General features: G+C 73.6%; 16 protein-coding genes and 1 pseudogene. 5 read left to right on the plus strand and 12 right to left on the minus strand.

Annotated features, from left to right (window positions below):
- Positions 1-126 precede the first annotated feature (126 nt).
- Both EAO70_RS23400 and EAO70_RS23405 read right to left on the minus strand, forming a co-directional pair.
- Entirely contained in the window at positions 127-606 is a 480-nt protein-coding gene (locus EAO70_RS23400) for a DUF402 domain-containing protein (RefSeq protein WP_148004764.1), read from the minus strand.
- Positions 587-1,510, minus strand: a complete 924-nt coding sequence (locus tag EAO70_RS23405; protein ID WP_148004765.1) for a GNAT family N-acetyltransferase — start codon at positions 1,508-1,510, stop codon at positions 587-589. Before EAO70_RS23405 ends, EAO70_RS23400 begins: the two co-directional genes overlap by 20 nt.
- A gap of 74 nt (positions 1,511-1,584) precedes the next feature.
- On the opposite strand from EAO70_RS23405, the gene EAO70_RS23410 reads away from it, so the two are divergent.
- A complete protein-coding gene (locus EAO70_RS23410) occupies positions 1,585-1,959 on the plus strand; it encodes a GntR family transcriptional regulator (protein WP_055599231.1) in 375 nt (124 codons plus the stop codon).
- Between the two features lie 55 nt (positions 1,960-2,014).
- On the opposite strand, the gene EAO70_RS23415 is transcribed toward EAO70_RS23410, so the two are convergent.
- From EAO70_RS23415 to EAO70_RS23430, 4 genes are all read right to left on the minus strand, one after another.
- Positions 2,015-3,133: a DUF5925 domain-containing protein gene (locus EAO70_RS23415; protein WP_148004766.1), complete on the minus strand. Its 1,119-nt coding sequence runs from the start codon at positions 3,131-3,133 to the stop codon at positions 2,015-2,017.
- 84 nt (positions 3,134-3,217) lie between these two features.
- Positions 3,218-3,982: a polysaccharide deacetylase family protein gene (locus EAO70_RS23420; protein WP_148005312.1), complete on the minus strand. Its 765-nt coding sequence runs from the start codon at positions 3,980-3,982 to the stop codon at positions 3,218-3,220.
- A gap of 101 nt (positions 3,983-4,083) precedes the next feature.
- Positions 4,084-5,199 (minus strand): glycosyltransferase family 2 protein, encoded by a 1,116-nt coding sequence (locus tag EAO70_RS23425; protein ID WP_148004767.1) that lies wholly within the window; start codon positions 5,197-5,199, stop codon positions 4,084-4,086.
- Positions 5,196-6,026, minus strand: a complete 831-nt coding sequence (locus EAO70_RS23430) for a glycosyltransferase family 2 protein (protein WP_148004768.1) — start codon at positions 6,024-6,026, stop codon at positions 5,196-5,198. The genes EAO70_RS23425 and EAO70_RS23430 overlap by 4 nt, the downstream gene beginning before the upstream one ends.
- A 681-nt stretch (positions 6,027-6,707) precedes the next feature.
- Here EAO70_RS23430 and EAO70_RS23435 point away from each other — a divergent pair.
- On the plus strand, positions 6,708-7,514 hold the full coding sequence (locus EAO70_RS23435; protein WP_148004769.1) for an SGNH/GDSL hydrolase family protein: 807 nt from the start codon (positions 6,708-6,710) through the stop codon (positions 7,512-7,514).
- Between the two features lie 8 nt (positions 7,515-7,522).
- Here the strand turns inward: EAO70_RS23435 and EAO70_RS38105 are convergent, their stop codons facing one another.
- On the minus strand, positions 7,523-7,675 hold the full coding sequence (locus EAO70_RS38105) for a hypothetical protein (RefSeq protein ID WP_187283995.1): 153 nt from the start codon (positions 7,673-7,675) through the stop codon (positions 7,523-7,525).
- Positions 7,672-8,592, minus strand: coding sequence for a protein kinase domain-containing protein (locus tag EAO70_RS23440; RefSeq protein ID WP_187283996.1), 921 nt, complete (start codon positions 8,590-8,592; stop codon positions 7,672-7,674). Before EAO70_RS23440 ends, EAO70_RS38105 begins: the two co-directional genes overlap by 4 nt.
- Before the next feature lie 345 nt (positions 8,593-8,937).
- On the opposite strand from EAO70_RS23440, the gene EAO70_RS23445 reads away from it, so the two are divergent.
- Positions 8,938-9,207 carry a hypothetical protein gene (locus tag EAO70_RS23445; protein WP_148004770.1) on the plus strand — a complete coding sequence of 90 codons (270 nt, stop codon included), beginning with the start codon at positions 8,938-8,940 and terminating at the stop codon, positions 9,205-9,207.
- 202 nt (positions 9,208-9,409) lie between these two features.
- On the opposite strand, the gene EAO70_RS23450 is transcribed toward EAO70_RS23445, so the two are convergent.
- The 4 genes from EAO70_RS23450 to hmgA all read right to left on the minus strand — a co-directional run bounded on the left by EAO70_RS23450 (position 9,410) and on the right by hmgA (position 14,176).
- Complete coding sequence (locus EAO70_RS23450) at positions 9,410-10,606, minus strand: CaiB/BaiF CoA transferase family protein (RefSeq protein ID WP_148004771.1); 1,197 nt, start codon at positions 10,604-10,606, stop codon at positions 9,410-9,412.
- Between the two features lie 91 nt (positions 10,607-10,697).
- Positions 10,698-11,957, minus strand: a complete 1,260-nt coding sequence (locus EAO70_RS23455) for a type ISP restriction/modification enzyme (protein ID WP_148004772.1) — start codon at positions 11,955-11,957, stop codon at positions 10,698-10,700.
- A gap of 97 nt (positions 11,958-12,054) precedes the next feature.
- Positions 12,055-12,804: a GntR family transcriptional regulator gene (locus tag EAO70_RS23460; RefSeq protein WP_148004773.1), complete on the minus strand. Its 750-nt coding sequence runs from the start codon at positions 12,802-12,804 to the stop codon at positions 12,055-12,057.
- A 40-nt stretch (positions 12,805-12,844) separates the two neighbouring features.
- Complete coding sequence (hmgA, locus tag EAO70_RS23465) at positions 12,845-14,176, minus strand: homogentisate 1,2-dioxygenase (protein ID WP_148004774.1); 1,332 nt, start codon at positions 14,174-14,176, stop codon at positions 12,845-12,847.
- Positions 14,177-14,385: 209 nt separating this feature from the next.
- Between hmgA and EAO70_RS23470 the strand changes: the two genes are divergently transcribed.
- Together EAO70_RS23470 and EAO70_RS38525 are read left to right on the plus strand one after the other, a co-directional pair.
- Entirely contained in the window at positions 14,386-16,491 is a 2,106-nt protein-coding gene (locus EAO70_RS23470) for a right-handed parallel beta-helix repeat-containing protein (RefSeq protein WP_261992997.1), read from the plus strand.
- 107 nt (positions 16,492-16,598) lie between these two features.
- Positions 16,599-16,941: pseudogene (locus EAO70_RS38525) on the plus strand (potassium/proton antiporter); the annotation flags it as partial.

The following is a 16,941-nucleotide window of genomic DNA, read 5'->3' on the forward strand; positions in this document are numbered from 1 at the left end:
GGACGCCGGGCCGCACGGGACCGCCCGGCATGGCGGGACGCCGGGCAGTGCGCGACCGCCGGGCAGTACGGGACCGCCCGGCGGCGCGGTCGGCGGCCGGACCGCGCGGGACCGGGCCCGCGGCCCCTACCGCAGCAGCTCGATCAGCCCCTCGCGGCCCAGCACCGCCAGCTCGTCGAGGGCCACCACGGCGCACGCCGCCGCCTCCGGATCGGAGGCGGCGAGGCCGCTCGCCGCGAACTCGTCCTCGTCGAGCCGCAGCACCTCGCTGCCGTCCGCCGACACCCACAGGTCCAGGTCCAGGTCCTCGACGACCACCCCGGAGCCGTCGATCACGGCCGGCCGGGTGATGTCGCAGTACCAGCCCTTGAGAGCGCCGTCGGCGGACCACACCTCCTTGACCGTGAACCAGCGGTCGCGCCAGAAGTGCTCCACGAGCACGTCACCCGGCTCGAACCGGACGAAGCCGAAGTCCCGTACCCCCTCCGCCGCCCACGGCGCACGCACCGAGAGCCGGACCGCGTCCTCCGCGAGCACCTCCGCCGGGTAGCGGATCTTCGTCCGGCCCGCCTTCGTCAGGGTGACCTCAACCGAGCGTCCGGACATGCCGTACCTCCCGCGCGCAGACCTGGTAGCCGAACCACTCGTTGATCGCCAGCATCGGCGCGTTCCCGGTGTCGTTCCCGGTGAAGGCCTCCGTGCGGCCCGCCGCCCGGGCCCGGTGCAGCGACGTGTTCTTGGCCAGCTTGGCCAGCCCGCGCCCCCGGTACGCCGGCGCGGTGCCCGTCATCCCGGAGTTGTAGCGGCCCAGACCGTCGGTCTGCGCCGCGCTGAACGCCGCCGGCACCCCGTCCACCACCGCGACCGCCGTCAACGCCCGGTCGAACAGCGGGTGCTCCCAGGTGGTCGCCCGCCAGTGCGCGTAGTCGTCGAGTTCCGTGCCCACGTCACCCGGCTCGTCGGCCGTCGTCAGCGCGTCCAGCTCGAAGAGCGGCCGCGGGTCCGCCGCGAAGTCCTCCGCGGTCAGCAGCTCGACACCGGCCGGCGGGGTCCGGAGCGGCGGCAGTTCGGCGGTGGTGAGGTCGAGCCGGAGGAAGTAGGCGGACCGGCTGGGGGAGTACCCGCGCCGCCCGGCCCAGGCCAGGTTCTCCGGCGCGTCCAGGACCCAGCTGTACAGGGTTCGCGCACCGTGTTCGGCGAGGTGTTCCTCGGCGGCGCGCAGCAGGAGCGACCCGCCGCCCCGCCCCCCGTGCGCGGGATCCATGTACACGTTGACGGAGCCGATGCCGGGTTCCGGGGCGTCATGGGCGATCCGCACCTGCGCGGTACCGATGATCCCGCCGTCCTCGGCCACCGCCACCAGGGGACGCTCGTGGCCGTCGGGGTGGGCGTGCGCCCAGTCGAAGCGGAACTGCTCGCCGGTCGCGAGCATGAAGGGGAGCGCGGCACGCCGGACGCGGGCGAAGCCCTCGGCGTCCTCGGCCCGTACATCACGGACGATCACAGTCATGTGGGCGCACGCTACGGGCCGGGGGTGTGCCGCCGCCTCCCATTTTCCCGAGGGGTGGGGGCAGAATCGGCGGGGTGACACTCACCATCGCCGTGGACCACGAATCCACCACCGCTCCGTACGAACAACTGAGGGCCCAGATCTCGGAGCGGGCCCGGTCCGGCAGGCTGCCGGTCGGATACAAGCTGCCGACGGTACGAGGACTCGCGGAGCAGCTGGGCCTCGCCGCGAACACGGTCGCCAAGGCGTACAAGGCGCTGGAGGCGGACGGGGTGATCGAGACCCGCGGCCGGCACGGCACCTTCGTCGCCGCCGCCGGGGACGCCGCCACCCGCCGGGCCGCCACCGCCGCCGCGCAGTACGCCGAGGAGGCCCGCCGCCTCGGCCTCAGCCGCGAGGCGGCGGAGGCCGCCATGAACGAGGCCCTGCGCGCGGCCTACGACAGCTGATCCACCGGGCCGGGGGACCCGCGGGGCCGGCGGTCCCGCGGGCCCCGCGGCCGTCCTACAGGTACAGGCCGGCGCCCGCCGTGCGGGGTTCCGGGAGGTCCGCCGGGGCCGTGCCGCGGCGCAGGGCGAACAGCTCGGCCAGCGTCGCGCCCTCGCGCGGCACGTCGTCCGCGCGCCCGAGCCAGTCCACGGACTCGGCCCGGGTCAGCGGGCCCACCTCGATCCTGGCCAGGCAGCGGCCCGGCCGGACCACCGCCGGATGGAGCCGCTCCAGGTCCTCGTTCGTGGTGACGCCGACGAGGACGTTGCGCCCCTGTCCGAGCAGACCGTCCGTCAGGTTCAGCAGCCGGGACAGGGCCTGGCCCGCCGTGTGCTTCGCCTCGCCCCGGATGAGCTCGTCGCAGTCCTCCAGGAGCAGCAGCCGCCAGCGTCCCTTCGCCGTCCCCTCGTCCTCCCCGATGGCGATGTCCATCAAATAGCCGACGTCGTTGAACAGCCGCTCCGGATCGAGGACGCAGTCCACCTGGCACCAGTCGCGCCAGGACCGCGCCAGGGTGCGCAGCGCGGACGTCTTGCCCGTGCCGGGCGGTCCGTGCAGCAGCAGGAGACGACCGGAGATCGATTCGGGCGTCACCCGCATCAGCCGGTCCATCGACTCCGCCACCGGCGCCGAGTAGTTGGGCCGGACCTCGTCCCAGGTCCCGGCGCTGATCTGCCGGGTCGTCCGGTGCGGGCCGCGCCGCGGGGACACGTACCAGAATCCCATCGTCACGTTCTCCGGCTGGGGCTCCGGCTCGTCCTTGGCCCCGTCGGTGGCCTCCTTCAGGATCCGCTCGGCGAGCTCGGGGTCGGCGGCCGTCACGGTGACGTCGGCGCCCCGGTTCCAGCGGGAGACCAGCAGCGTCCACCCCTCGCCCTCGGCGAGCACGGCACTGCGGTCGTCGTCCTTCGCGGCGCGCAGCACGGTAGCGCCGGCGGGCAGGAGGGTCGCCTCGGGCCGGACCCGGTCCACGGTGGTGCTGTGCGAGTGGGGCTGCTCCCCGGTCGCGAAGCGGCCGAGGAACAGCGCGTCGACGACGTCCGCGGGCGAGTCGCTGTCGTCGAGGGTGAGCCGGATCGGCAGCGACCGCTGCGGCTCGGACGGTACCGGTGGGGTGTCAGCCATGCGCCCCATGATCGGGCAACCGGGCATTCCGTGCACCGGGTTTTGAACGGGACGATTCCCCGGACGTCCGCCTCCCGGAGCCGGACCTGGGGCTCAGATCCAGTGACCCCGCGCGGCGCCCCGGGCGCGCCGCGCGAGCGCGTACCCCTTCGTGAGGGCCCGGTCCGCGGCGAAGGTCCGGGCGATCGCCCGCCCCTCCACGAGCCGGGTGAACTCCTCGACGCCGGTGGACCGGCGCACCGTGACCCGCTCCAGGGCGTACGGCCCCTGGCGGCGCCTGGCCAGCGCGTTGCCGACGGCGAGGGCCTGGGTGAAGCCGGCCTCCCGGACCGTACGGCGGACCCGGCGGCTGGAGTAGCCGTAGGGGTACGCGAAGGAGGCCGGCGCCGTCCCGAGCTCCTCGCCGACGATCTCCCGGCAGCGCAGCGTCTCGAAGCGGAGCGCGCGTGCGTCGAGCTGGTCCAGCTGGGGGTGGGTGTGGCTGTGGCCGCCGATCTCCGTTCCCGCGTCGGCGAGTTCGCGCACCTGCGCCCAGTCGAGCATGGTGTCGAGGGCGCCGCCCGTCTCGTGCCGACCGCGCAGCCAGCCGGTCGAGACGAAGACGGTGCTGGGGAAGGAGTGCTGGGCGAGCACCGGCAGGGCGTACCGGTGGACGCCCTCGTAGCCGTCGTCGAAGGTGACGAGCAGCGGCCGGGCGGGCAGCGGGCCGCCGGTCCGCCAGGCGGCGGCGAGCGCGGCGGTGGTAAGCGGGGTGAACCCCCGCTCGGCGACCACGCCCATCTGCGCGGCGAAGGCCTCGGGGGTCACGGAGAGCCCCAGGGTCGCGGGCGCGGGGTCGGGGTCGACCGCGTGGTACATGAGGATGGGGACGGGGGTGGCGGAGCCTTCGGCGGGGTCGGTGCCGGTGCCGTCGGCGGGGTCGGTGGCCGTACCCGTGCGGGTGCCGGTGCGGGTGCCGGTCACCGTGCTCCTCCTTCGGAGGCCACGGCATCCGCCGGGCGCGCTTCCGCGTCTCCCACCAGTGCCCTGGTCAGCGCGGTCCCGGTGGTGTCGGTGGCCCCGGCGGTGCCGTCCCCGGCTCGCTCGATCGGCCCCCAGGAGAAGGTCGTCCCGTGCCGTCGGGCCCGCAGGGTGCCGAGGGCGTAGCCGCCGGCGGCGACCGTCACTCCGGTCACGATCGCCCCGGCCCGGCCGGCGCCGCCGGAGCGGCCGCGCAGTGCGTCGCGCATCCCGCGCAGGACTCCGGCGGGCAACACCCGGGTCGTGTAGCGCCGTTCGGACTCCAGGCCCTTCTGCGCGCCGACGCTGCGGGCGACGAGCGCCTTGGAGAGTCCCTCGGCGTAGACCCGGGTGCGGAAGTAGGCGAAGCGTTCGCGGACGGGGGGCACCTTGTGGTGGATGACGGCCCGGTCGTCGATGAGCAGGACCGCCTCGGGAACGGCCTTGGAGAGCCGGATGCACAGCTCGGTCTCCTCGCCGCCCAGCGGCCGCCGGTCGCCGTCACGCCCGATGCCGGTGGCGAAGCCGCCGGCCGCGTCGAAGGCCGTACGGCGGAAGGAGGCGTTGCCGCCGAGCAGGTTGCGCACGCGGACGCGGCCGGGGGGCAGGCCCCGGTACGTACAGCCGACGACCCAGTCGAACTCCTCCGGGAACCAGGCCGGCCTGTGGCCGGAGGCCCAGGCGGGCAGGGTCCGGCCGCCGACGGCCATGACGCGCGGGTCGTCGTAGGCCGTCGCGAAGTGATGGAGCCAGTCCCGCTCGGCGACGGCGTCGTCGTCGAGGAAGGCCACGAACTCGCCGCGGGCGGCGGCGATTCCGGTGTTGCGGCCGGCGGAGAGGCCGCGGGGGCCCGCGTTGGCGAGCACCCGCACCTCCTCGGTGGGCCGCGGTTCCGCGTACTCCTCGGTCAGCCGGGTGAGCAGCCGCTCGTTGTGGTCGACCACGAGCAGGGTCTCGAGGGCGGGCAGGGACTGTTTCCGGACGGAGTCGACGGCGGCGAGGATGTCCTCCCACCGGTCCTCCGTGTAGACGCAGATCACCACCGAGAAGCCGTACGGGGACGTGCGGTCGTTCAAGACGCCTCTTCCCGGGGGACGCTCACCGAGAACGGGGCCGGCCGGCGGCGGGCGGCCTTGCTGACGGCCTTCTCCTTGAGGATGACCTTCAGGACCCGGATGCCGTCGCGTACGGCGTTGAGGTTGCTGACGCCGTGGATGCGGTTGTATTCGTGGCTCGGCACCTCCTGGACCTTGAGGCCGGCCGTGACGACCCGGATGTTGATGAGGGTCTCTATCTCGAATCCGGTGCAGTCCAGGGTGATCTTGTCGAGGCAGTGGCGCCAGAAGGCGTTGTAGCCGTAGCAGAGATCGGTGTACCTGGCGCCGAACTTGCGGTTGACGAGGGTGCAGAGGGCCCAGTTCCCCAGTCTGCGAATCGTCGTCATGTCGTCCGTGCCGCCGCCGTTGGCGAAGCGGGATCCCTTGGCGAAGTCGGCGCCGCCGACGAGTGCGGAGACGTACGAGACGATCTCCTGGCCGTCCGCCGAACCGTCCGCGTCGACCATGACGATGATGTCACCGGTGCAGGCCGCGAAACCGCTGATCAGCGCGTCGCCCTTGCCCTTGCCGACCTGCTTGACCACCTTCACGTCGGGCCGCAGCCCACGGGCGACGTCGACCGTGTTGTCCGTGGAATTTCCGTCGACGAGGACGACTTCGTGAATCCATTCCGGCAGCGTCTTGAAGACGTACGGAAGATTTTCGGCTTCGTTCATCGCGGGAATGACAACGCTCACCGGCGGAGTGATCGCCAGATGTGAGGTGATGGCCCGGTACTGGGCGGCTATTCGACTCGGCTCGGTTATTTCTTCGCCTGAGACGGATGGGCGCAGGAACGAGCTCATGGGTCTGGTTTTCCCTCTCGTCCGGTGGGCCGCCCACCCCTTGGGCGGTCCGATGGTGTGTCCGGTTCGAAAGGGGGGTTCTCGCCATGCCCGCGCGGATGCGCGATCTCCTTGCGGAGTCGGCGAGTTGGCATGTCTGGCCGCGCGGTACCCGCGACCCGGCGCACATTCGAACACCGAGCACGGCACCCCCCTACCGCGCCCCGCACCGGGACCATCGGCGACGCGAGAGCCCTCCCCTGAGCCGCTTGCGTGATGGATCGGTGCGGGTGAGATGTACGACGGTATTGATGAATGGGACTGTATGGCAAGTCCCTGATCGGTGGCCCGCTTTTCCGTAGTTTGGCGAAGCTTCGATGGTCAGATGTGCAACCGTCCCGATCGGATTCGGTCAATCCGTTTGCATGCAGAGAACAGTGATGCGGAGTCACTCTCCTGTGCTTTGTTGTGCGAATGTGTCGTGTTCGCGCGTGATCGATTCGCGGGACCGGAGCTTCCGCTTCCTGTCTCGATCCGATCGGTCCCTGCCGCTCGATGGTCTCCCGCGCTCCTGGCTGAAAACAGACGTGCATGACGGAGGGTCGGATGATGTTCGCCCCCAGTTTTGACATGAACACTTCCGGCGCGGCGGATCCGATGCTACTACCTGGTAGCGCAGAGATCCTGCTAAAGGGAGGTTCCATGAGACTGTCCCGTTTTGCCGCTGTTTCGTCCTCGCTCCTGCTCGGCGCCGTCCTCGCCCTCACCGGGGCGGGCGCCGCCCAGGCCGCCGAGACCGCCGCGCTCGACTACGTGGCCCTCGGCGACTCGTACTCCTCCGGTGTCGGCGCCGGGAGTTACGACAGCGCCAGCGGCGACTGCAAGCGCTCCACGAAGGCGTACCCGGTGCTGTGGAAGAACGCGAACGCCCCCTCCTCGTTCGCGTTCACCGCCTGCTCCGGCGCCCGAACGGGTGATGTGACCGCCAACCAGCTCGGCCCCCTCTCCGCCGCCACCGACCTGGTCTCCGTCACGATCGGGGGAAATGACGCCGGTTTCGCCGACGTCATGACCACCTGTGTGCTGCAGTCCGAAGCCACCTGCATCAGCCGGGTGAATCAGGCCAAGAGCTACGTCGACACGACGCTGCCCGGCAAACTCGACTCCGTCTACACGGCGATCAGGAACAAGGCCCCCGCCGCCCACGTCGTCGTCCTCGGCTACCCGCGCTTCTACCAGCTGAGCGGCAGCTGCGTCGCGGGGCTGAGCGAGAACGAGCGCCGCGCCATCAACGGAGCCTCCGACTACCTCAACGCGGCCGTCGCCAAGCGCGCGGCCGACCACGGCTACACCTTCTCCAGCGTCGTCCCGGCGTTCACCGGACACGAGATCTGCTCCGGCTCCGCCTGGCTGCACAGCGTCAACTGGCTGAACATCGGGGAGTCCTACCACCCGACGGCCTCGGGCCAGTCCGGCGGCTACCTGCCCACCTTCAGGAACGCGGTGTAGCGGCCCCGTCAGGAACGCGGCGCGCCGGAACCGCCGTCGGCGGCGCCGGGGTCGGCCGGAGCGGTGCTCGTGACACCGCCGGGTCCGGGCCCGGTGCCGCCCTCGTCGTCGCGGACCAGGTGGTACGCCAGCGCCCCCGCGATGAGCAGCGCGCCGATCACTCCCGCGAGCAGGACGTGGAAGCGCCGGGGCGACCTCGTCCGGGCGCTTCCACGTCCTGCTCGCGGGAGTGATCGGCGCGCTGCTCATCGCGGGGGCGCTGGCGTACCACCTGGTCCGCGACGACGAGGGCGGCACCGGGCCCGGACCCGGCGGTTCCCCCGGGACCGGCGGACGCCTCCGTCGCGGCTCCGGCCGAGCCCGACGGCGCGGGCCGCCCCCCGCCCGCCGCCAGTCGCCGCAGCTCCCGCTCGATCCGGTCCGGGTCCGGGCTCCGGCCCGAGTCCCGGTCTGCGGCGTGCTTCTGCCCCTCGCCCGACAGCTCCTCGGCGAGGGCGCGCAGCTCGCGGGCCCGCTCGTCCTCCGCGGTCGACGGCGACGGCAGCGCCGCCGTGAGGAGCCGCCCCAGGGCGCGCAGTTCGCCGACCGGTCCCGGATCGTCCTCCGGGGCGGTGCCGAAGCCGGTGACGACGATCCGTCCGTCGTTGGCGAGGAGGACGTGCTCGGGGTCCACCTCCCGGTGCGGGACACCCGCCTCCCGCGCCGCGCGCAGCCCGGCCAGCACCTCGGCGCCTACCCGCGCGGTCTCCCGGGCCGGCGGCGGTCCGGCCGCCTCCAGCGTCTCGGCGAGGGTGAGGCCCCGTACGAGCTCCATGGCGGCCCAGGGCCGGCCGTCCTCCGTGGCGACGCCGAGGACCCGCGCGACGGCGGGGTGGTCGATCCGGGCGGCGGCCCTGGCCTCGCGCTCGCGCCGTGCGTACAGGAGGAGCGCCTCGTCCGCCGGGAGGCCGTCCGGGGCCCGCAGCTCCTTGAGGGCCACCTTGTGGCGGTCCGTCTCGTCCAGGGCGCGCCAGACGGTGCCCGTCGCCCCCTCGGCGAGGACGTCCAGCAGCCGGTAACGACCCGCGATCACCGTCATGGATCCACGGTAGCCGAGGGGTGTCCTCCCGTCCCCGGTCCGGCGCCGGTGTCCTGGCCGGACGCGGGCGGGCCGCGGTCGGCCGCCGCGGGACGATCTTGGTGGTGGAGATCACACGGATCCGGGTAGGCGATAGGGAGGGCCAGGAGGGCAGGATGGTTCGTGACGGTTCGGCAGGTGTTCGAGTCCTGTCCAACTCGCCCTGGAATCAGATGGATTCGCACGGTGACCGTCAACCCCCGTACGAGTGCCGTGAATCCCGTCGCCGGGATACACGGGTGTCACCGCGGGGCGATAGGGTTAACCTGCCCTGGGTCGGGTGCCCTTGTACGGGTGGGGAGTGACATGGAACAGATAGCAATGCGCAGCAGGCCGCGAGTGCCTGCCATCACCTGCGGGAGCAGCGCGACGAGTTCGCGCCTCGACCGCCACCTCGCGGTGCTCGGCGGTCCCGCCATACCGCAGCGGGAGGTGGCCGAGGCGACCCTGCTGATGCGCGAGCTCACCTCGCGTGCGCCCGTCGCGGTGCACGGTCACCGCAGTCGCAGTGCGCGGGTCTCGCTCTTCGCCCCGCTCCGCCGACTGCGCCGCTCCCTCTTCGGAACACGCCACTAGGTCGCGGGTGCGCCGGGTCGAGCAACCCCGAGGTTCCCGCCCGCTCCCGCCCGGTCGCCCGCACGGCTCCGACTGAACGACCACGAGAACGCCGGACGTGTCCCCGCCCGTCCGGCGCTCCGTCGTGTCCGGCCGCGTGCCCGCCCCTCGTGGAGGGGCTGGACGGCCCGGCCCCCGTGCAGGGCCGGTCAGCCCGTCGGCCTCAGGCGATCACCCCCGCGCCCCTCAGTTCCCTCACCTCGGCCTCCGGCACCCCGAGTTCCCCGAGGACCCCGTCCGTGTCCTGCCCGAGGGCCGGGATCCGCCCCATGCGCGGCTCCGGCCCGTCCGGGAACACGAGGGGCGGCAGCAGGGAACGCAGCGGCCCGACCTGCGACTCCACCTCCCGCCAGCGGTCCCGCCCGGTCAGCTGGGGATGGTCGGCGAGCTCCGCGACCGAGTTGAGCCGGGCGCAGGCGATGCCCGCCGCGTCGAGCCGGGCCAGCGCCTCGGGCGCCGTCAGCGGGGCGAGCGCCGCCGCGACCACCGCGTCCGTCGCCGCCCGCCCGGCCACCCGTGCCGTGTTCGTCGCGAAGTCAGGGTCCTCCGCCAGCTCGGGCCGGCCGATCACCTGCCCGGCGAGCCGCCGCCACTCCCGGTCGTTCTGCACGGAGAGCAGCACCAGACCCCCGTCCGCCGTCGGATAGGCGTCGTACGGGGCGATCACCGCGTGCGCGAGCCCCGTTCGCGCCGGGGGCGTGCCTCCATGCATGCCGTAATGCAACGGGTGCCCCATCCACTCCGCCAGCGAGTCCAGCAGGGACACCTCCACCGGACCGCCCCGGCCGGTGGTGCCGCGCCGTACCAGCGCGGCCAGGACGCCCGAGAAGGCGTACATCCCGGCGGCGATGTCGGCCGCCGGGATCCCCGACTTCACCGGCTGCTCCGGCGTCCCGGTCACCGAGACCAGGCCCGCCTCGCACTGCACGAGCATGTCGTACGCCCGCCGGTGCGCGTACGGTCCCGTCGCCCCGTACCCGGAGACGTCCACCGCGATCAGCCGCGGGTGGGCGGCGCACAGGGCGCCCGCGTCGAGACCGAGCCGGGCGGCCGCGCCCTGGGCGAGGTTCTGCACGAAGACGTCCGCGCCGGCCACCAGCCGCCGGACGAGGGCCAGCCCGCGCGGGTCCTTGAGGTCGACCGCCACGGACTCCTTGCCCCGGTTGCACCACACGAAGTGGGAGGCGAGTCCGCGCGCCGCCGTGTCGTACCCCCGGGCGAAGTCCCCGCCGTCGGGGCGCTCGATCTTGATGACGCGCGCGCCGAGGTCGGCGAGCTGCCGGGTGGCGAAGGGGGCGGCGACGGCCTGCTCGACGGCGACGACCGTGAGGCCTTCGAGGGGGAGTGGCTGAGTGCTCATGAGAGCCCTGCCTACCCTGCGGGGCCGGTCCTTGTCACCAGGGGACATGTCACTCGGGGACATGGCACGCGCGGGCGCCGTCCGGGGCCCGTCACAGCAGCATGAACTGGCCCTCCGGGCCCTCCTCCTGGTGGTCCAGCACGGAGGCGGGCCGCCGGGACCCGGCCGGCGGCGGCAGCACCCCTGCGGCCCGCAGCTCCGCGCCGCCCGCGGACCCCGCCTCATCCGGGACGAGCGCGGCCCGCTCCGCCTCCCGCGCGCCGAGCAGCGCCAGCACCGTGACCAGGTCGAGCAGCTCCGAGGTCCACTCCTGCGGCCAGGCCGCCGGCCCGATCGCGTCGAGCGACCCCGGTTCCACCGGCGCGGTCCGGTGCGCGAACCACTGCTCCAGGACCCGTGTCCCGCCGACGCTGTACTCCCAGGCCTCCGGCGGTACGGGGGAGATGCGGCCCGCGTCGAGGCACAGCGTCTCGTCGCCCGCCTCGTACGTCAGCGTCTCCGGGCGGGGCGGGACGGCCGCCCGCACGTACGGGCGGCGGCCGCCCGGCATCCGTGGCTTCGTCCCGCTGAGCGCGCCCCGCGCCTGGACGTCGACGAGCTCCCGGCCCAGTGCCACGCCCGCCGCCCAGACCTCCGGGTCCGCGGGGAGCGGCACCCGGCAGCCGGTGGGCGAGGGCCGGGCCGCCGCCACCGTCCACGCGAGCCACTCCAGGGCGTCGACCGGGTGCCCGTACCGCTCGCCGAGGAAGTCGAGGAGGCCGGGGGCGAGGTTGGGCTCCACCCCGCCGGGGCGGCGGAACAGCGGGCGGATCCGGCCGGGACGGCCGGCGGGGGAGCGGCCCTCGGGCAGCGCGGCCGTCACCAGGAGTGCCGGGCCGGCCGCCCCCGGCACGTACCCCTGCTCGACCGCGAAGAGCTGCGGCTCCCCGGCCACCCGCCACAGTTCCGGGCGCGCGGTGTCGATCAGCCGGTGGTCGGGCAGCAGCAGCTGTTCGTCGAACGGCCCGCGTGCGATCCGTACGGGCTCCGGGCACGGTCCCGACTCGCGGGCCCAGCGCACGGTCCCGGTCCGCTGGCCGGGCAGCGCGGCGACCGCGCTCGCCGGGGTGCGTGCCCGGCTGGGGCGGAACAGAGCCTCCCGCTCGGCCCCTTCGGCGGCGACCAGGCGGTCCCAGCGGGACCGCAGCGTCCGCGCGTCCGGCGCCACGATCCACGAGCGGCCGAAGCGCAGCGGCGCGACGGACCACGGCATGAGGTCGTCGAGCAGGGGCAGGTCGTCGGCCGGCGGCGCGCCGGCGGGGCGGGGCGGATCGGCGTCGTGCGCTCCGGGGGCTTCCGTCACGCCCCGCATGCTAACGACCACGGCCCGCGGGACTCCACCGTCGGCGGGATCCCGCCGGGGCGGGGCGGGGCGGTGGTGCGAACGTCGGGCGTCGGCCCGACGCCCCCTACTGGGCTTCGACCGTGACGGTGAAGGAGAAGCGATCGCCGCGGTAGCGGATGCGGGCCACGTCGACGACCCGCCCCTCCTCGTCGTAGGTCACGCCGGTGTAGTGGAGGATCGGCGACAGGAGCGGGACCTCCAGGAGGGACGCCGTCTCCGGGTCGGCGAGCCGGGCCTCGACGGTGTCCGTGATGCGGCTGATCCGCACCCCCACGACGTCCCGCAGCACCTTCGTCATCGGCCAGCGCTCCAGATCGGCCGGATCGACGGCGGCGGCCAGCTCGGGACGGACCGCGTTCTCCGCCCAGTTGGTCGGCTCGCCGCTCTCCCCGTCGCGGCGCAGCCGCCGGTACGCCACGATCTCCGCCAGGTCGGGGTAGTGCTCGGCGAGCTCGCCCGGCACCGGTGCGGTGCCGTGCCCGAGGACCGTCGTCCGCTCGCCGGACTGCTGGGCCACGATCGCGTCGATCGAGCCCAGCAGCCGGCGCGGGGTGGACCGTCGCGCACCCGGCTCGATGAAGGTCCCGCGCCGCCGGTGCCGGCTGATCAGGCCCTCCTCCTCCAGCTCCTTGAGGGCCTGGCGCATCGTGAGCACGCTGACGCCGTAGTGCGCCGCGAGCTGCTCCTCGGTGGGCAGCCGCAGCGAGGCGTCGGGCGTGCGCCCCAGTATCGAGGCGCGCAGCGACTGCGAGACCTGGTACCAGAGCGGCAGCTTGCGGTTCAGGACCAGCGAGTCGGGGGCGAAGGCGGTCACGGGTTCTCCGTACGAAGGCTACGGGCTTACGGCCGAGACACTACGGCCGGAAGTGGCGCTCAAGACCCTGCCATACGTCGTCGTAGCCGTTCTGCAGGTGGTCGGCCTCCGCGGCCTGCGGGGTCGCGGTCACCGGCCAGCGGGTCTCGAACATGAAGGCAAGGCCGTCGTCGATCCTCTGCGGCTTCAGCTCGGCGGCGCTCGCCCGGTCGAAGGTCTCCCGGTCGGGGCCGTGCGCGGACATCATGTTGTGCAGCGAGCCGCCGCCGGGCACGAAGCCCTCCGCCTTCGCGTCGTACGCGCCCTCGATGAGGCCCATGTACTCGCTCATCACGTTGCGGTGGAAGTACGGCGGCCGGAAGGTGTCCTCGCCGACCAGCCAGCGCGGCGCGAAGACCACGAAGTCCACGCTCGCGAGCCCCGGGGTGTCGGAGGGCGAGGTGAGCACCGTGAAGATCGACGGGTCCGGGTGGTCGTACGAGATCGTCCCGATGACGTTGAAGCGGTGCAGGTCGTAGACGTACGGGCTGTGGTTGCCGTGCCAGGCGACGACGTCCAGCGGCGAGTGGCCGTACGTCGCCGACCAGAGGTTGCCGCAGTACTTGTTGACGACCTCGACCGGACCCTCGACGTCCTCGTACGCGGCGACCGGGGCCCTGAAGTCACGGGCGTTGGCCAGGCCGTTCGCGCCGATCGGGCCGAGGTCCGGGAGCTGGAACGGGGTGCCGTAGTTCTCGCAGACGTAGCCGCGGGCGCTCTCCTCCAGGAGGTCCGCCCGGAAGCGGACGCCGCGCGGGATCAGCGCCACCTCGCCGGGGTGCACGGCGAGCAGGCCCAGCTCGGTGCGGAGGAGGAGGCCGCCGCGCTCCGGCACGATCAGCAGCTCGCCGTCCGCGTTGCCGAAGACCCGGTCCATGGAGGCGTTCGCGTGGTAGAGGTGCACGGCCATGCCGGCCCGCTGCGTGGCGTCCCCGTTGCCGCCGAGGGTCCACAGGCCGGCCAGCCAGTCGGTGCCGGGGGCGGGCTCGGGCAGCGGGTTCCAGCGCAGCCGGTTGGGGTCGGGCACGGTCTGGTCGAAGGGCGCCGAGCGGACGGCGCCGTTGTCGATCCGGGTGAACGGCGGGTGGGCCGCCGAGGGGCGGATCCGGTAGAGCCACGAGCGGCGGTTGTGCGCCCGCGGCTCGGTGAAGGCACTGCCGCTGAGCTGCTCGGCGTAGAGCCCGAGGGGTGCCCGCTGCGGCGAGTTGCGGCCGTGCGGCAGTGCGCCGGGGATCGCCTCCGAGCTGTGCTCGTTGCCGAAACCGGTGCTGTAGCCCAGCGCCTCGGCCGTCTTCCTGGCCCGCTCGCGCCTCTCGGCCTGCTCCGTGGTCATCGCCCGCTCCTGTCCTGAGCCCACAAGGGAAGCCCACAAGGGAATCCTATGCATGACCGTAGGATTCCGCGCGTCTCACGTCAACGGGGCGCCGGTGGGCGTATGGCCGGAACGGGCTCCCGGCCCCGGGGGGCCGGGGGCGTGGCGCCCGGAAACCGGGCCTGCGCGAGGGGATCCAAAAAGATGAGCATTGCTCTACTCTCTCGCGCATGTCCTGGACCCGAAGGTTCGTCCTCGCGCTCTCGGTCGTGCTCGCGGCGCTCGCCGCGAGCCTGCTCGCCGCCCCCGGGGCCCAGGCCCACGAGGAGCGGCCCGTCACCTTCCCCGACGGCTCCGGCACCGTGCCGGAACTCCGCACCGGGGAACCCGACCTCCTCGTGTGCAAGACCGACCGCGCCGCCTTCGAGCGCCGCATCGCCGCCTTCCCGGCCGCCCTCAAGGCCCGCAACCTCACCCTCTACGAGCGCTGCGCCCGCGACGGCTACCGCCACCTCCAGCAGGCCGTCGACGCCGTCGACCGGCCCGGCCTCACCATCGCGATCCTTCCCGGCCTGTACGAGGAGGAGCCCTCCCAGCCCCCGCCCACCGGAGCCTGCGCCACCCTGAAGGCACCCGCCTCCTCGCTCGGCTACCAGATCCTCAGCTACGAGCAGCAGCGGCAGTGCCCGCACAACCAGAACCTCGTCGCCGTCCTCGGCAAGAAGAACCTCCAGATCGAGGGCACCGGGGCCACCCGCCTCGACGTCGTCATCGACGCCGGGTACCGCAAACTCAACGCCCTGCGGGCCGACGGCAGCGACGGCGTCTACTTCCGCAACTTCACCGCCCAGCGCACCACGTTCAACTCGCTGTACGTCCTCGCCGCCGACGGCTTCGTCATCGACGACGTCCTCACCCGCTGGAACGACGAGTACGGCTTCCTCACCTTCGCCTCCGACCACGGCCTCTACAGGAACTGCGAGTCCTACGGCAACGGCGACTCCGGCATCTACCCCGGCTCGGCCTCCGACATCAACGACGGCCGCGGCTACGACGTCCCCCGCTACTCCATCGAGATCACCGGCTGCCGGAGCCACCACAACATGGTCGGCTACTCCGGCACCGCCGGGGACTCCGTCTGGGTCCACGACAACGAGTTCGACCACAACATGGGCGGCGCCTCCATGGACTCCGCCTTCCCCGGCCACCCCGGACTGCCCCAGAACCACGCCCGCTTCGAACGCAACCTGATCCACGACAACAACCAGAACTACTACCGCTACGTCGCCGACGGCACCTGCGCCCGACCGCCCGCCGACCGCGGCTACGAACAGGGCGTCGTCTGCCCCCAGATCTCCATGCCCCCCGGCACCGGCATCATCACCGCCGGCGGCAACTGGAACCTCTACGAGGCCAACTGGGTCTACGGACACCAGCGCGCCGCCTTCTACCTCAGCGCCGTCCCCGCCTTCATCCGCGGCGAGTCCGCCTGGGGCAAGCAGACCGACACCTCCCACCACAACCGTTACGCCGGCAACCGCCTCGGCGTCGACAGGTCCGGCACCGCCCGCCCCAACCGCACCGACGTGTGGTGGGACGGCCAGGGCAGCGGCAACTGCTGGCAGTCCGACGCCGGCGCCGCCAGCCCCGGGGCCCTGCCCGACTGCGGGGCGCGCCGGGGCGACGTCTCCGGCGGCACCGACCGGCTCGTCGGCGAACCCGTCAAGCTCGCCCAGCTCCTCGTCTGTGCCGACTACAGCGTCCAGGCGCGCCGCCTCCCGGCGGGCTGCGACTGGTACGGCGCCCGCGGTCTCCAGCGGGTCGAGACCCAACTCGCCCTCGGCAGCTCCCTCGTCCTCGCCCTGGCGGGCCTCGCCCTCTGGTGGCGCCGCCTGCGCGGCCACCGCCTCGCGGCCGCCGCCACCCTCATCGGCCTCACGGGCCTCGCCCTCGACGTCGCGGGCTCCACCCTCGCCCTCACCCCGACCGCCGTCCCGGCGCTCGCCCTGCTCCTCACCGGCCTCTGGTGGACCCTCCTGGGACTCGCCCTGCGCCCCGTCCGTCCCGTCCTCGCCGGCGTCACCGTGCTCCTCGGCGCCCTGACCCTTCTCGACGCCTTCGACAAGGCGATCCTGATGGTCCCCGGCATCCCCGTGAGCCCCGCCTGGCTCCGCCTCCTGCTGGGTGTGATCTGGGTGCTGTGGGCGGWCGTGGCCGCGGGAGCCCGCACGCCGTCCCCGTCGGCCCCGGCGACGGCCCAGGCGGTGTGGTCGTCGGCGTGGAGGCGGACGGTGAGGGTACGGGTGCCGGCCGGCACGTGGCCCCACGCGCCGTAGAGGCGGCCGGCCTCCCGGCCGTCGACGAGGAGGCGGGCGTGGCCGCGGCCCGGGAGGGCCGCGCCGCCGGTGCTGTCGGGGGTGAAGCGGAACCTCTCCACCGTGAGGTGGATGTTCCACCCGCCCTCGGTGTCGGGGCGGGTCTCGACCCGGACGGCGGGCGCCTGCGCCGCGGGGAGTTCGCGGAGCCGGTGGCCGCCCTCGTCCCGCGCGGAGAGCAGGGTGCCGGCGCTCCCGGTGGCCTCCTCGTGGCTGGTGCCGGGCTTGTGGTGGGTGGTGGCCCGGCCGCCACAGCCGGTCAGGAGCAGGGCGGCGGCCAGGAGCGCGGCCAGGGCCGCGACGAGGGCGAGGGGGCGGCGGCGGGAGGCGCCGGCGAGGGACCGGCGGGAGGCGTTGGCGAGGGGGCGCCTCATGCCGAGGCCTCGCCGTGCGGCCGGGGCTCGGCCGGGG

The sequence above is a fragment of the Streptomyces sp. adm13(2018) genome (assembly GCF_008042145.1).
Classification (GTDB): domain Bacteria; phylum Actinomycetota; class Actinomycetes; order Streptomycetales; family Streptomycetaceae; genus Streptomyces.